The sequence below is a fragment of the Mesorhizobium sp. M8A.F.Ca.ET.165.01.1.1 genome (assembly GCF_004792065.1).
Taxonomy (GTDB): Bacteria; Pseudomonadota; Alphaproteobacteria; order Rhizobiales; family Rhizobiaceae; genus Mesorhizobium.
Window position 1 is genome coordinate 1 of sequence record NZ_SRTH01000152.1, and the last position, 333, is coordinate 333.

Annotated in this window: 1 protein-coding gene; it reads right to left on the reverse strand. The window is 62.5% G+C overall.

All coding sequences use genetic code 11. The features are described 5' to 3' along the window. Window positions 1-39 precede the first annotated feature (39 nt). A partial coding sequence (locus EN808_RS35505) for a curlin (RefSeq protein ID WP_135918244.1) occupies window positions 40-333 on the reverse strand: 294 nt, incomplete at its 5' end.

Below are 333 nucleotides of genomic sequence, written 5' to 3' on the forward strand. Positions count from 1 at the left end.
ATTCAGGATGGCCGGCAAACCATTGCCGGCCACCATGGTTCAGGGGCAATCCTGGACGAAAGCGGCTACATTGCCGCTGCCACCCTGGTTGACATCGGCATTGCATCCGTGGCCGACCTGAACGCCGGCGGCGATGTTGCCGTTGCCGTCCTGTGTCAGGATCGCGGTATGGTTCGAGCCGAACTGGGCAATGCCCGCGGCGTTCCGGTTGCCGTACTGGTAGGTCGCGCCGTAATTGTTTACGCCCTGCTGCCCGATCACCGACAGGTTGCGATGGCCGTATTGCTGGCCGATCGCGGTGTTGAAGCGGCCATCCTGGTGGAAATGGACGCG